10 protein-coding genes are annotated in these 15,037 nt (G+C 61.5%); 7 read left to right on the plus strand and 3 right to left on the minus strand.

Going from position 1 to position 15,037, the window contains the following annotated elements; translation table 11 throughout:
- Window positions 1-69 precede the first annotated feature (69 nt).
- The 3 genes from EA187_RS01465 to EA187_RS01475 all read left to right on the plus strand — a co-directional run bounded on the left by EA187_RS01465 (window position 70) and on the right by EA187_RS01475 (window position 4,051).
- Window positions 70-2,025 (plus strand): hypothetical protein, encoded by a 1,956-nt coding sequence (locus EA187_RS01465; protein WP_127778937.1) that lies wholly within the window; start codon window positions 70-72, stop codon window positions 2,023-2,025.
- A gap of 313 nt (window positions 2,026-2,338) precedes the next feature.
- Complete coding sequence (locus tag EA187_RS01470; protein WP_115603267.1) at window positions 2,339-3,142, plus strand: hypothetical protein; 804 nt, start codon at window positions 2,339-2,341, stop codon at window positions 3,140-3,142.
- 519 nt (window positions 3,143-3,661) lie between these two features.
- Window positions 3,662-4,051, plus strand: coding sequence for a hypothetical protein (locus tag EA187_RS01475; protein WP_127778938.1), 390 nt, complete (start codon window positions 3,662-3,664; stop codon window positions 4,049-4,051).
- Here EA187_RS01475 and EA187_RS01480 read toward each other — a convergent pair.
- Both EA187_RS01480 and EA187_RS01485 read right to left on the minus strand, forming a co-directional pair.
- Window positions 4,048-4,335 carry a 4a-hydroxytetrahydrobiopterin dehydratase gene (locus tag EA187_RS01480; RefSeq protein WP_127778939.1) on the minus strand — a complete coding sequence of 96 codons (288 nt, stop codon included), beginning with the start codon at window positions 4,333-4,335 and terminating at the stop codon, window positions 4,048-4,050. The genes EA187_RS01475 and EA187_RS01480 overlap by 4 nt on opposite strands.
- Before the next feature lie 34 nt (window positions 4,336-4,369).
- Window positions 4,370-8,542 carry a serine/threonine-protein kinase gene (locus tag EA187_RS01485; RefSeq protein ID WP_127778940.1) on the minus strand — a complete coding sequence of 1,391 codons (4,173 nt, stop codon included), beginning with the start codon at window positions 8,540-8,542 and terminating at the stop codon, window positions 4,370-4,372.
- A 327-nt stretch (window positions 8,543-8,869) separates the two neighbouring features.
- On the opposite strand from EA187_RS01485, the gene EA187_RS01490 reads away from it, so the two are divergent.
- The 4 genes from EA187_RS01490 (at window position 8,870) to EA187_RS01505 (ending at window position 12,933) form a co-directional block, all read left to right on the plus strand.
- Window positions 8,870-9,661, plus strand: a complete 792-nt coding sequence (locus EA187_RS01490; protein ID WP_115603263.1) for an exodeoxyribonuclease III — start codon at window positions 8,870-8,872, stop codon at window positions 9,659-9,661.
- A 111-nt stretch (window positions 9,662-9,772) separates the two neighbouring features.
- A complete protein-coding gene (locus EA187_RS01495) occupies window positions 9,773-11,239 on the plus strand; it encodes a M20/M25/M40 family metallo-hydrolase (RefSeq protein ID WP_127778941.1) in 1,467 nt (488 codons plus the stop codon).
- 147 nt (window positions 11,240-11,386) lie between these two features.
- Window positions 11,387-12,055, plus strand: coding sequence for an L-threonylcarbamoyladenylate synthase (locus EA187_RS01500; protein ID WP_115603261.1), 669 nt, complete (start codon window positions 11,387-11,389; stop codon window positions 12,053-12,055).
- Between the two features lie 83 nt (window positions 12,056-12,138).
- Window positions 12,139-12,933 carry a CAP domain-containing protein gene (locus tag EA187_RS01505; protein ID WP_115603260.1) on the plus strand — a complete coding sequence of 265 codons (795 nt, stop codon included), beginning with the start codon at window positions 12,139-12,141 and terminating at the stop codon, window positions 12,931-12,933.
- Window positions 12,934-13,016: 83 nt separating this feature from the next.
- On the opposite strand, the gene EA187_RS01510 is transcribed toward EA187_RS01505, so the two are convergent.
- On the minus strand, window positions 13,017-14,873 hold the full coding sequence (locus EA187_RS01510) for an ABC transporter ATP-binding protein (RefSeq protein WP_127778942.1): 1,857 nt from the start codon (window positions 14,871-14,873) through the stop codon (window positions 13,017-13,019).
- Window positions 14,874-15,037: the final 164 nt, after the last annotated feature.

Below are 15,037 nucleotides of genomic sequence, written 5' to 3' on the forward strand. Positions count from 1 at the left end.
CCGTACCCATTACCATCGCCGCGTTGCCAGAACTCTGAATCCCATGGATGGACCCAACCTGGAGCTCTTATGTCGCATGCCTTCTCTATGCCCCCGTCTTACTACGCCGCGCTGATTGTCTCCGGCCTCGCGCTGGCTGCGTGCAAATCTTCCGTTCCTGATGACGCCCCCACCGAGCAAACTTCGGCAACGAGCGTGGAACTCGGTAGCCTTCCGACTCACGAGCAGCTCTCGCGTCTTCTTCCCGCCGATACGCTCGTCGTCGCGGCATACAACATCGAAGGATTTCGTAAGCTCCATCACCAGTCTCCTCTGCCTCAGGGTATCTCCCAGGCGCTGATTCTCGATCTTCCTTTCGTCAGTGAGATCTTGAGCCATCAGAGCGGTGCCGAGCCGATCGAGGGCCTCGATCATTCGCGCTCGATTTACCTGGCGACCTCACGTGCGGGCTTTGAGAACGCGCTCGACGGGCTGCGTACCGCCAGCCCCGAACTGCTCGCATCCACAGACTTAGGGTTTCCCGAAGCCTTTCATGTTCGCGCGTTCCTCCCGGTGACTGATGCCGAGAAGGCCAGCTTCCAGATGGCTCAGTTGTATCAGGGAGCGTACACCGCGACCCCTCGCGGTGACTTCCTCGTGATCGACTTCGCTGCAGGCATTGTCACCCCGGAGATCAACCCCTGGCCCGAGGCTTCGCCCGTTGTCGAAGCGCTCGCCGCAGACCGTGATTCCCCCGCCTGGGCCGCTTTCAGCGGACGCGACGCCCCCTTCGCCATCTATGGCCAGATGAGCGGGCTCTTCGATCAGCTCGCACTCATCGAACTCGGCTCCACCTTGCTGATCCCCCGCACGCCCGCCGAGGAGCAGCGCATCGACGCTATCCTGGCGACCGAAATCGCTGCGACCGCTCAAGAGTTCAGCTTTGACAGCCCCGAAGTCGCCGAGTCGGAAGACCTCGCGCTACTGCTCTCCCTACACAATGATGTGTTGACCCTCGATGCCGTCGCCTCACTGACCGAGTACGGTCAGTCGCTCGTCGATGCCATCGCTCAGAGCGCGCCGATGCGCGCCCGACAGACCGAAAACGTTGCGCTGGACGTTCACTTCGGTCTCGACCTCTCCAGCGCCATCGAGCAGCACAGGACGCCGCGCTGGGCGCAGGATATTGCCGGCATGGAGGATGCAACGTTCAAACGCATGATTGAAGGACAGACCCGCGACTCCGCCTGGGGATTTCCTCTTGGCGTACTTCGTTCGCCGATTACCGGGTACGCGCTTTTTGACCGCTTTGTCGGTGAACAAACCACCCCCGCTGAGTTCGGCCTTGTCCGCGGTTTCTGGCTGCAAGTCCTCGGTGCCAGAGACGAGCAGCTCGTCTCCGCCCTGGGGCTGAACCTCCCGGTCGACGCGCCGCGCGAGCCTTTTGAAGAGTTCGCCAGGCTGGCCCTCAATCCCCTGGGGTCTCCCGTCGCAATCGAGATCGCTGAGCATGCCGACCGTCTCGAATTGATGGCCTCCTCCGCGGCTCCTACAGACGAAGTGTTTGCCCAGGGAGAGCGCGAGGTCGCAGCCGGTGTCGACGCCTTCGTAGACCTCCGTCAGATCTATCAGATCCTCCAGGCGGTCGACTCGACGGTGCTGACACCCGTCACCATCATGGGACTCAACGCGGTGGCCACTATGGGCTCCCCCCGCATCTTTGCACACGCTGCGTTTGCTCCGGGCCAGGGCCTGGCTCGCGTTCAGTGGGGCGGAGACTCGCTGATTGCCCCGCCCGTAGTGTCTACCTCTCGCTCTCCCGTAGCGTTGAAGTCGATGGATGCCTGCCTCTTCACCGCCCGAGAGTGGTCCATCCTTGGCCTGGGGGAGTTTGCCTCGCTCGCGGACCCCGCTGCTCAGACCCCCACCCTTGCTGAAGAGCTGGCTCAGGCCATCGATAACCTCGCCACCCAATGCGCCTCCGGGGACGCTTCAGCAACCGTCGAAGAACTCGCCGAAGACTGGCGTGACTTCGGTCGGCGCTGAGCGCTGCTCGACCAGAGCCCCCTGAAGAGGGCCCCGCACACGACAGAAAGCCCCCGACGCCCTGCGCCTCGGGGGCTTTCTGTCGTGTGCCACCTCGGCGTCTTGAATGTCATGTCGACGCGATGGCCCGATGTTGCGTGGGATTGCAGCGCGGTACACTTTTCATCGCTGATGCTTGGTGCTAGGGTCATGTCAATCTCACCACATGCCGCACCGCTGGGGGACCACTCGTTGTTGCCGCTTCGCGCCGTCGCGACAGGCAAGCATCGATTGCTGTTCACTTCTATTCCACGTCTCAATCATGGAGGAGTCAGTGACGCAAGAACCCTTACGCACCTACCTCAACGGTAAGGTGCTCCCAGCCGGGCGTCGAATCCTGACGCTCGAGTCCATCCTGGCAATTGCCTCGCGGATGGGTGACGACGCACTTGTGATGCGTTGTGACAAGGCTCTGAAGACCAATCGCCAGGCGCGTCGCATGGAGATGCGCTACAAATCCAACAAGTCCCAACACTCCCGCGCCCGCGGTGACTCCGTTGAACTCGATGCGAAAGTTGGCGAAGTGCTTGCCGGTATGTGCACCGTCGCTCAAGGTCAGGCCGTCGGTGATGATGAGGTCGCTCGCGCTGCGGCAGAATTCATCCTGCAGGTCGCGCCCAACGGGATCGCTCCGCTGACACGGCAGTCCTTTGAGGCGCAGCTGACCGATGCTCGTGTTCTCCTCGATCGTTTTGATGACGACCTTGCCCGCCATATCGAGTTGCTCGGGCTCGTTCGTCATCGCGACCACCTGCGCGGGCTTATCCCCCGCTTCGCTCGGGAGCTGCTGGCGGAGCGGGCTCAGCCCTGCACCTTCAGCGATGTCAAAGCGATCGACACCGCCGCGCGCGATGTCTTCGCTGCGACAATCTTTCACGTGCTGGCCGTTTACGCCGATAACCCGGTGACACGTGAAGCGTTGCTCACCGAGTACCATCGCCAGAGCGACCTTCTCTCCAAGTACTACCGTCGCCACCGCAAACATGTGGATGTCGACCCTGGTACCGGAGAGATCGTCGACGAAGGCGATGATGACCAGGCCCCCGAACTCCCGGCCGTTTCCGAGTCCGAGGCCTGATTCTACTCCTGTGTGACGGCGCAGAGTGGTTTGAGTTCGCCCCGTGGGCCCCCCGGCCCACGGGGCTTTTTTGTGCCCGTCGTTTCAACCCCCTCTTCCCCAACGCTATCCCCCCTTCTGCCGGTTCCAGCACTCCCGAATACCCCTATTCGCTGGCACGCAGCGCTCAATCATCTGGCGGGCGCACTCCCGTCCCGACATCGCCCCATGCCACGTTGTCACATCCCACGCGTTCACCTCCCCGGCCAGGCTCTCGCGCCTGTAGCTCAACACCATCCTCCCCCCCTCCTCAGCCGACTCCGTCAACGTCGCACCGAATCTCATCTCCTCGCCGAACTCGTAGAGGGCGATCCGACAAGGACCCCGGCACCCGTGATATCCGGGAGGATCAAGCCCTCGAAAACCTCGCACCCATAGAGCTCCGGCGGGGGCGGGCTGTTCAGAACCCCGTCTCGGGAGCGATCCCGGTACCCCGAGCTATTCACAACCTCGGTAGGTGAAAGATTCGAGGAGCTCGATGTGTTCACAACCTCGGCAGGCGAGGGATTCGAGGGGCTCGAAGTGTTCACAACCTCGGCAGGCGAGGGATTCGAGGGGCTCGAAGTGTTCACAACCTCGGCAGGCGAGGGATTCGAGGGGCTCGAAGTGTTCACAATCTCGGTAGGTGAGGGATTCGAGGGGCTCGAAGTGTTCACAACCTCGGCAGGTGAGAGATTCGAGGGGCTCGAAGTGTTCACAATCTCGGTAGGTGAGAGATTCGAGGGGCTCGAAGTGTTCACAACCTCGGTAATTGAGGGAATGAGGCAGAGGGGGGGCTTTCTGCGGGGATGCGGCGAGGAGGGGAAGGAGAGGATGGGGGGCCCTAACTCCCCGAGGAGGGGGGGGAGAGGATGGGGGGGCGAGCTTTAGTCGACTACGGTGTTGATGGCTTCCGCAAGGTCGAAATCATTGGAGGTGAGTCCACCGGCGTCGTGGGTGGTGAGGGTGAGTTCGACGCGGTTGTAGACGTTGAAGAGTTCGGGGTGGTGATCGGCGGCGTCGGCCAGGGGAGCGATACGATTGATGAAGGCGATTGCGTCGGGAAAGCTATCGAAGAGGAGCTCACGCTTGATGGCATCACCATCGCGTCGCCATCCGGTGAGCAATTTGAGACGTGCATCGATCGTGGCATCATCGAGGAGGGCAGGGGGCATGATCACTCCGTTGGGGGGCAATGAAAAGGGTTCATCAATGGCGGGGAGCGAACTCCGCGTCGAGTTTGTCGGCGAGGCTCAGGAGTTTGCGGGTTTGTTCGGCGCGGCCGAAGCGTTGCCAGATGGTCGCGACGGCACGCAGTTGGCGAGCGGCCTGTCGGGAGGGGGCTAGTTCTGCGCTGTGCATGGCGAGTTGACCGAGGACATCGAGCCAGATTTCGCGGTCGAGATCGGCCAGAATCTCGTGGCCATCGACTTCTGCGATGAGTGATTCGTACGCGCCATGTGATTCGGTCAGGAGAGCATAAAATGCGGCGTTTGCCTGGCAGAAGACTTCGACGCGGGGCATTCCGAGGTCTTCTGCGTCGGCGCGAGCGCGGCCTAATTCCAGGGCGGCCATGTGTAGGCGACTTAAGAAGCACTGCAACAGGCCCATCAGGCTGCGAGCTTTCGCGCGATCTTCTGCGGTCCCCTGGGCGTCGACATGGCGCAGCGTTTCACGAAGTGTGCGTTCAGCGCTCGCCAGTTCTCCGTGCCACATATCGACCAGCGCCAGGTTATTTCGCAGGTCGAAGAGGCCCCAGCTGGTGCCGAGGCTCTCTTTGAGTCGGCGAGCCTCGCGAAGGATGGTCTGGGCTTCGGCGAAGCGGCGTTGGTTGATGAGGACGATGCCTTTATTCGTCAGGGGTTGGGAGATTGCGACCTGATCGCCCATACGTCCGAAGACTTCGGCGGCGGCATCGAAGTGACGTTCGGCCTTGTCATAGCGACGGGTCATCACCATGAGGATGCCCATCGCGTTATGAGAGGCACCGATATTGAACGGCGTGCCCAGGGCCTGGTGGATATTGAGGCCTTGTTGGAGGAGGCTTTCGGCCTGGGCGAAGTCTTCGGTCTCCAGTTTGAGTTGGCCGAGTTGTCGAAACGCCTCTGCCAGGCCATGGCGGTCACCGATGGTGCGTTTCAGCTCGAGCGCCTCACGCAGTGTTTGTTCTGCGATTTCGAAGCGGTCAGGTGCATTGAGGGAGGGGGCCATCAAGGCTCCTCCCAGCGCGATCAAAGCGTCGCTCAGGCCTTGACGGTCCTGGGATGTCTCAAAGGAGGTGCGAGCTCTCTTTAAGTACTCGTAGCGTTTGTCGTGATCGCCTCTTCGTTGCGCGGCTTCCGCGAGGTGCAGCAGAACTTGTCCACTGACTTCGGCGTCGTCCAGGGTCTTAAGCATCATTTCGAGGCGGTCGCGGACCTGTTGACCTGCCAGGGCGTCGGCCTGGGTCAGGTGTACGCGAGACAGTCCGATGAGGGCCTTGGCGACACCGGCGACATCCTGGATTTGCTGACTGTAGTCGAGGGCCAGGCTGTAGAGGTGGGTTGCTTCATCAAAACGCGATTGAATGGTCAAGAGGTGCGCGAAGCCCCGAAGGGATCGGCTGCGTTCTGAGCCGCGAGCGCTGTCGGTATCCACAACTCGGCGGTAGTGTTCTTCGGCGAGCCCGAATTCACCGAAGCGTCGGGCAAGCTCGGCCATGGCGAGGTTGGCTTCGGTCCACAGCTCACCGCGTTCACCGCGGCTCTCCAAAAGTCCGAGCAGCTCACGGTAGCGCTCTCTCGCACCGCGCTGGTCAAACCTGTTCATCGAGCGCTTTGCGGCGGCGCTGAGGGTATCTCGATAGCGCTCCATCTCACCGGCCTGACGCCAGTGGTCAGCAATTTCGACGAGAGGAACCTCAAGCTGACGTTCGCTGTAGAAGGTATGCTTGAGCTGGGCAGCGCTCTGATGCATTCCGCGCGTGGACCACTGCTCACGAAGTTCTTTGAGAAGCGCTTCACGCAGTAAGCTGTTCTCAAACTCTACGCAGATCAGGTTTTGATGCAGGCTCTGGCGTGCGATCGCCTCTTCACTGAGCGCACCGAGTTCGCGCTCCAGGTCCTCGAGTTCGATGGACTCGAAGTGTCCGAGAGCGGCTTTAAGGAGGTCGACGGGAACTCGCATGCCGAGGACGCTGAGCCACTCCAGCACACGGCGCAGTTGTGGTCTGTCGCGATGCTTATGAATCGCTTGCTCAACGCGAAGGGCCATCAACTCCATCAGGTCGGGGGGGAGTTCGATCTTTCTGGGGTTGCCACTTTTCAGGCTCCACCGCGAGCCCTGCCGTGCCAGATTATTCTCGTTTTGCAGGTAGCGAATGATCTGAATCGCATGCAGCGGGACTCCCTGGCTAAGCCAGCCCACGCGTTCCTTGAGTCGCGACTCCAGGGGAAGGATCGAGTCGAGGAAAACCGAGAGCGCCTTGCCCGAGAGGCGCCTCAGTCGCTGACGTGAGAAGCTCACACCGACATTGGCCCCGATGGTGCGCAGGTGGTCTTCGAGGTCCGGGTTGAGTGCGCGCTCTTCGGGCCGCATCGTCAGCATCACCATCACCGGACAAGCCTGGGTGCGCATGGTGACAGCAAAATACTCCAGAAACGCCAGGCTACCGCTATCGGCGTATTGGACATCCTCCAGCGCCAGCACGATCGGGCGGCGCTCGGCGAGGCGCAGTATGAGGCGTTCCAGTCGGGCGAAGAGCACTCCGGACTCGGCCTGGGCCAGGTCGGTGGCTTCCACCACCCGCGGCCTGAGAAAGTCGACAATGGCGCTGATCTCGCTGTCGGAAAACCCACCGAGTTGGCGAAGATCCTGGCGTACCGTGGTATCGACCTGCATGCGTTCGCTATGTGAGACGCCCCAGAGTCCGGCGAGCAACTCGCGCAGGCCTTCCATGGGGAGCGAGCGTCGACGAAAGGCGGCGGTGGAGTAATCGACAGCTTCTTCGTTCAGCGCGCTCATGACGGCATGGACAAGGTGAGTCTTGCCTACGCCGCCTTCGCCCTCCAGCAGGACCACCTGTCCTGCGCTCAGTTGTTGAACGCTACGCGCCAATCCTACGAGCTGATCGAACTCGCGATCTCGCCCGATCAAGGGAAGATCGAAGCGTGGACGCGAGTGCGCTCTGGCGTGGAAGGGAAAGCTGGGGCGAGCGGCTTCGGAGGGGGGAGCCCCCTGGCGAGCGATGCGCTTGATCTCGACGCGGGGGGCGCCGCGGGGCAAGGGGGGGGGCTCGGGGCGCGTTGCGGGCATTTCGATCAAGTGAGTCGCGTCGATCTCGTCCCCGGCCTTGTTTGAGGTGGTATCAGGCAGGGGTGTCAGGACGGTGTCATCGACCGGCGTGCTGGATTCTTCGGTGGTGCTGGAGTGTGGGAATGCGCGCTGAACCTCCTGGGGAACGATATGGGAGGCGGAGACCTCGGGCCGGCTTGCGCCGCCCTGGGGCGTCGGCTTGATACCCATGGCCTGCATGGCGTCGAGGAAGCCATCGAGAAGCGCGGCAGCATCGGGGTAGCGAGTCGTCGGGTCTTTTTCGCAGGCTTTTCGGATCAAAACGCCCATCGGCGTAGCTTCGAGTTCCGGGGAGAGTTCCGGGACGAGATCACGGATTTGCTTGTGAATAACATCCATGCGGTTGCGGCCGGTGACGGGCGGCAAGCCGGTGACCATCTCGTAGAGAAGCAAGCCCAGAGCATAGACATCGGTTGCCGGCGTGATCGGCTCAGCGCAGGCTTGCTCGGGGGCCATGTACAAGGGGGTGCCGAAGATGCGACCTGCGCGGGTTAGGGCTTCTTCGCCGTCGCCTTCGTCTTCAGAGTCTGCCAGGGTCATCTTGGCCACACCAAAGTCCAGAACCTTGACGTAGTCACGCTCGCCAAACATCTCGCAAAGGAAAATGTTTTCGGGTTTGAGGTCGCGGTGCACCAGCCCACGGCGGTGCGCTTCGGAGAGGCTCTTGAGCACCTGGATGTAGACGTGAGCGGCGCGTGCCCATCCCAGCCCGCCCTGCGACTGTATGATGTCGCCGAGGGCGTCTCCCTCGAGAAACTCCATGACCATGTAGGCGAGCCCGTCTTCGGTCTGGCCGTAATCATAGAGGGTAATGGTGTTGGGGTGTCGGAGCTGACTGACATGGAAGGCTTCGCGTCGGAAGCGCTCCACATTGATGGGATCTTTGGCGACCACGGGTGTCAGAAACTTCAGCGCGACGTCGCGTCCGATGTTCTCCTGAACGGCCCGGTAGACCGTGCCAAATCCGCCGGTCCCCAGCACTTCCAGGATGCGGAAGCGGCCCCCGATCAGGTCCCCCGCCTCAGGAAGAGTGGCGTCAATTGATGTCATAGATCTACTCCGGAGCGCTATATCTCGGCGCTGCCCGACTCAGAAGCGACACGACTGCGTTGTCGCTGCTCCGTGCCGCGCTTGATGCGACGCCGGCTGCGCTTTATCGCCCCCTCTCGTAGTCCTCATCGACGGGGGCAAAACCGCCATCTTCTACCCCTTTAGCTCTAGCATGTCCCGCGTTGCAGACGCAACCACGGCCCCTGCCGTTTGACGACGTCACCCGAGCGTAGATACATCATGGCGCAGGAGTTCGGATGGGTGGGTTGCCCGTCGTTTGGGCTCAAACGCATCGTTGGGTACCCGTGTTTTTGAAGGAGTCGCCTTTTGAAGATTTACAGCTGGAACGTCAACGGATTGCGTGCCTGTGTGCGCAAAGGTTTTTTGGACTGGCTCGATGGGAGTGAGGCCGACGTCGTCGGCCTGCAGGAGGTTCGCGCGCTTCCTGAGCAGCTCACCCGAGCTTCCCGTGAGCCGGAGGGTTGGCACACCTATTTTCATCCCGCAGAGCGTAAGGGGTACAGCGGAGTGGGGCTCTACAGTCGTAGGGCGCTCGATGGGATCGAGAACTCTGTCAACGTCGAGGCGTTTGATGTGGAGGGAAGGGTTCAGATCGCGCAGCTCGGTGCGTTGAAAGTGCTCAATGTTTACTTTCCCAACGGCAGCGGAAAGAACCGCGATTTGAGTCGCATTCCCTACAAGCTCGAGTTCTACGCGCACCTGCGCGAGATGCTTGCGGGAGCGCTGACCGACGGCGAGCGTGTTCTGGTGATGGGGGATTTTAACACGGCCCATCGCGCCATCGATCTGGCGCGTCCCAAATCCAACGAGGCGACCAGCGGTTTTCGGCCCGAGGAGCGGGAAGAGCTCGACCGCTGGCTTGACGCGGGTTGGGTCGATAGCTTCCGTGCGGTTCATGGCGACGTGGAGGAGCGTTATACGTGGTGGAGTCAACGCGGTGATGTACGTGCGCGCAACGTGGGCTGGCGCATTGACTACATTTACGCCTCACCGGCGGCGATGGAGTTCGTGGTCGATGCGCGTATTCACGACCAGGTTATGGGATCCGATCATTGTCCGATTAGCGTTACTCTGGACCGGGCTATTCTCGAGGGGTGAACGCCGCAGCACATACTCGTTCATCGCCCTACACCGGGGTTTGGAGTTGGGAACGTTTTAGGGGGGGACATCTCCACTAAGGCGAGTTGATGCGGTGGCTCTGGAGGCTGGATGAAGATCTTTTTGATTCGCGCTGCGATGCTCATCAGCGTCATCGTTTTGGGGGGCCTGAGCCTGGCGATCGTGCGCGCCGCCTCATTAAGCTCCTCCGCAGAGCCCGCTGAGCTTGATCGTCCGTCGCTTACCGATGAGCGCGTGATCGTAAAGCGCCTCGCTCACGCGTTGACCATCCCAACCCTGTCGCCGACCCCGAGTGAGCCTCAGTTGGAGCGTTTCGGAGAGCTTCATGCGGAGCTTGAGGCATGGTTTCCGCGGGTTCATGCGCGGGCAGAAAAGGAGGTTATCAACGGGGCCACGCTTCTGTTCACCATCAGGGGATCGGAGCCTGAACTTCCCGGGGTGGCGTTTCTGGCACATCAGGATGTGGTGCCTGTGGAGGAGGGGACCGAGCGTGAGTGGACGCATCCTCCCTTTTCGGGGGCGGTCGAAGACGGCTACATCTGGGGGCGCGGGGCGCTTGATAATAAACATAACGTGATGGCGTTGTTGGAGGCGTTGGAGCATCTGCTTGAGAGCGGAGAACTCCCCCAACACACCCTCTATCTGGTCTTCGGGCACGATGAAGAGGTTGGCGGAATGCACGGTGCCAGGGTGGTTGCAGAAGGGTTCAAGTCCGAAGGCGTCGAGCTGGCGGCTGTCTATGATGAGGGGCTTATCATTGCGGATGGCATTGTTCCCGGCATTGATGGAGCCATCGCGTTGGTGGGAATCACCGAGAAGGGCTACGTCACCCTGGAGGTCACAGCTTCATCGGATGGTGGACACGCCTCGATGCCCCCGAAGGAGCTTGCGGCAGTGAAGCTGTCGCGGGCGCTGGAGCGTCTTTATGAGAGTCCGATGCGAGCAGCGATCGACGGTCCCACCCGTCGGATGTTCGATGAAGCTGCTCCCCATATGGACTTCGGGATGCGCCTTGTGTTTGGAAACCTCTGGCTGACCGAACCTCTGGTGATCTCGCAGATGGCGAAGAGTCCATCAACGCATGCTGCGCTGCGAACGACGATCGCACCGACGATGTTGAGGGCCAGCCCGCGTGAAAATGTGTTACCGCAGCAGGCCACGGCCACACTCAACATCCGCATTCACCCCCGGGACTCTATTGCGTCGGTGATTGCGCACGTGAACGAGGTCGTCGACGACCCGACCATCTCCGTCACTCCGGTCAGCGACATGCGGGCCGAGCCGGGCCCTGTCGCATCGATGGAGAGCCAGGGATTTCTGGCGCTTCGCGACGCGATTCATGAGGTCTTTGGACCGATCCCGGTTGCCCCCAACATGCTGATCGCTGCGGCCGACGCGCGCCACTTTACGTCCCTGACGTCAAACGTGTTTCGCTTCCAGGCGGTCGCCCTGACCTCGAACGATCTCGAACGCATTCATGGGACTGACGAGCGTATCTCCACGGAGGCCTACCTCGACCTGGTACGCTTCTACGTGCAGCTTCTGCGAAAGTGGTGAGCCAGCCTGGGGTGGGGACGAAAAAAGGCCGGTGGGCACGTTATTGCGTCGTGGTATGATGCAGAAGCGGCGCCCAACAACCGCTGTTCACCGGGAGCCGGCGTTATCCCCCGGCCCCTTCGTTCCTTTGCCTGGAGGCTTTTGTCTATGCACATCATCAAGCTGGAGTCTGACGCCGCGGTGACCGCTGAGGCCATCAATGAGTCGGTTCGTGTCCTGGAGCAGGGGGGGCTGGTCTGTCTTCCTTGCAAAGGCACGTATCGCATTCTTGCCGACCTCAAGAATGAAGACGCGGTGATGCGCGTCTTTCAGTCGAAGCGACGCGTTCATAAAGCTCCCTGCCTGGTGTTCATCGATACGAGCAAACGCCTCCATGAAGTCGCCCGGGATGTGGACCCGGCGGCCAGTGCGTTGATGAAAGCGATCTGGCCGGGGGAGTTGACGCTGCTCTTTGAGGCCAGTGATGAGCTTCCGCGCGGAGTGGTCAAGCAGCTGACCAAAGCCAACGGTAAGATCGGCGTGCGGGTGCCGGAGTCGAACCTGGTGCGCCAGGTCGTCGAGCGCTTCGCGGGGCCCGTGCTCGTCTCCAGTGCGAATCGCGGAAACAAGTCCGGCGAGAGTTCCCCGGCGCAGGTGCGTAAGAACTTTGTGGGGCGTGTGGATTTGTTTGTGGACGCGGGGGATTTGCCCCAGGCTCCGGGCTCGACGGTGGTCGATATTACCGACGAGGAGGTGGTGATTGTTCGCCAGGGAACTGTGCCACGGGCACGCATTGAGGAGGTTATTGAGGCTCTCGATGAGGATCTGGACGAGTAATACCCCCTTGTGAGAAAGTTCCGCTGGCCTGCCCCCGCTTGCAGGCCGGACGCTTTTCTCAATGCACAATCTGGAGTCGTATCATGCGCAACATCCTGAACTTCTGGCGACGTGCCGCGCTTGTCCCGGTGGCCGCCCTCGCGATCGGTGTGGGCTGTGGTGAGCCCGACGAAGAGCCGCTCTACATCCCGGATGATCCGCAAGAGCTCTGTGAGATGGCCTGCGCCAATATCTATGAGACCTGCGAGATGAACCTCACCTACACGGATGGCGCGCGCATGGGGCAGAACGCGTGTGTGACGGCCTGTGTGGAGCAAGACTACTTCCAGGGGGAGGCGTTCTGTGCGGCGCAGGCCGCCTGCTCGACGGAAGCGATTGAGGCTTGTCTGCCCGAGAAGGCTCCGGTCGCGGATTGCTCATCGTTACCCGAGTGGAACGAGGAGCTCGCTGAGATGGAAGAGCAGGTGGTTCATATCGTGAACCAGCGTCGTGCCGAGGGGGCCGACTGTGGGACCGAGGGTGTCTTCGGGCCTGCGCCTCCGGTTATCGGAGAGGGCGTACTTCGTTGTGCGGCTCGTCTTCACAGCAAAGATATGGCCGAGCGCGACTACTTTGAGCACGTGAACCCCTTTACCGGGGAGACGCCCTTCGATCGGATCGATGCGGCGGGATATACCGGGGGAACCCCTCAGGGGGAGAATATCGCCGCCGGTCAGTCCACTGCTGAAGAAGTTATGGCGGGATGGATGGACAGCGATGGTCACTGTTCGAACATCATGAACCCCGGCTTCAATGAGCTGGGTGTGGGCGTCTTCCGCGACCGCAGCCTGAATAATCAGTATGGGATCTACTGGACGCAGAAGTTCGGTCGGCGTTGAGCGCGGTGGTGCTCCGTAGCGATTGAAAGACAAAGCCCCGGCGCACGCGTCGGGGCTTTGTTTTTGACCTGGCCGGTTGGGGGTTACCAGGTCGTCGTGTCGGAGGCCGAGTCTTTGATGGCTTGCATCTGCACCATCCGAGCATAAACGCCGCCTTGTTCGACAAGCTCGGAGGGAGAGCCCGCTTCGACCAGGTTGCCACGGTCGAGCACGACCATGTGATCAGCGCGAGCGACCGTTGAGAGACGGTGGGCAATGATCAGCGTGGTGCGTCCTTCCATCAGCCGATCGAGGGCCTCCTGGACCAGTGCTTCGCTCTCTACGTCCAGCGCGCTGGTGGCTTCATCGAGAATCAAGACGCGCGGGTCTTTGAGCAGCGCGCGGGCAATCGCCACACGCTGCTTCTGGCCGCCGCTAAGACGGACGCCGCGCTCCCCAACCACGGTGTCGAGGCCCTCGGGGAAGCCCTCGACGAAGTCGAGGGCGTTGGCCGCCTGGAGTGCGTCGCGCACCGCCTGCTCATCGGCATCGGGGCGCCCGTAGCGTACGTTGTCGCGTACTGTCCCCGAGAAAAGCACCGGCTCCTGGGCTACCATGCCGATGCCCGCGCGCAGCGCATCTTCTGGAAAGTCGTTGAGTGGGCTCCCGTCGACGCGAATTTCTCCCTCGTCGGGCTGGTAAAAGCCGGAGAGAAGGTTGGCGATGGTGCTCTTGCCCGCCCCGGAGGCGCCGACAATCGCGAGCTTTTGCCCCGGTCGTACTTCAAAATCGATGTTTTGTAGCACGGGTGAGTCAAGCCGCGTGGGGTAGGTGAAGGAGATGCGGTGGAAGTGGACATGCCCGCGGGTGATGATGGCGTCTTCCCTGACGTTCGCCGAGGTAACTCGCCCCCGGTTCATCGCGGCAGCGTCCAGGAGCCCGAAGACTCGTTCGCCGGCGCCCAGAGCACGCGCAAAGTCGGTCCACAGCCCGCTGAGCACACCGAGGGACACCGCAACGAAGAGAACGTAGAGAATGTAGGCCGTGAGTTCTCCGGCACTCATCGCGTTGGAGAGCACCAGGTGTCCGCCGACCCAGACGATCAGCGCGATGGTCGCGTAGGCCAGAAAGGTTACCCCCCCGCCAAAGATTCCTCCCAGCACCGCCCTGCTTTTCGCCAGGTCAAAACTTCGCTCAATCGCCTCGCTGTAGCGCGCTCGCTCGTTTGCGACTCGTCCGAAGCTCCGAACGGTCCGCACTCCGGCGATGCTCTCTTCCGCAATCGACGTTGAATCGGCAATCGCGTCTTGAACCTCGCGTGAGAGTCGCCGCACCCGGCGCCCGTAGACCATCGCTGCGCCCATGACCACCGGCAACACCACGAGCATCGCAAGCGAGAGGCGTACGTTGGTCACAAAGAGCAGTACCAACCCGCCCAGGGCCTGAACGCCGTAACGCAGCGCCATCGAAAGGTTGGTGGTCACGACACTCTGCAAAAGCTGGGTATCGCTGGCCAGACGGCTGGTCAGTTCGCCGGTGCGCGTGCGGTCGAAGAACGCCATCTCCCGGCCGATGATCGCCTCGTAGAGTGAGGTTCGCAGGTCGGCCACGACCCGGTCGCCGACGACGGTGAAGAGGTAATAGCGCAGGCTGAAAAAGATCGCCTGAATGAGGAAGAGCCCCAGTAGGGCTGCGCCCACAGTGCTCAGATCGTAGCTCGCGCCGTCCGAGAGCACTTCGTCGACCACGACACGGCCGACCTGGGGGTAGGCCAGCGTGATTCCTGAGCCGATCACCAGAGCCAGTGTCGCAAGAGCGAGCGGTCGCCAGTGCGGTTTGGCCAGCCCGACGAATCGTCGCCAGGTAACTGTCGCGCCCTCAGGGGCCGCAACATCTCTGCCGGTGGGAGAGGAATGGAGTGGCGAGCGGGGCGACGCGGCAGGGTCAGTAGATGATGACATAGAGGGGGCCTACGACGTGATGAAACGATGTGTGAAGCGTTGTAAGTGCTTGTCTTTGTTGGTTTTTTGGGTTCTTGGGCTGTGTTAGCTTGCCGAGTCCTCAAGCGAACCGTTCTGGCTTGCTCTGAGGGGAATGCTGGCAACACCGTTGCATTGCGACGTCC

It is taken from the genome of Lujinxingia sediminis (assembly GCF_004005565.1).
Classification (GTDB): Bacteria; Myxococcota_A; Bradymonadia; order Bradymonadales; family Bradymonadaceae; genus Lujinxingia; species Lujinxingia sediminis.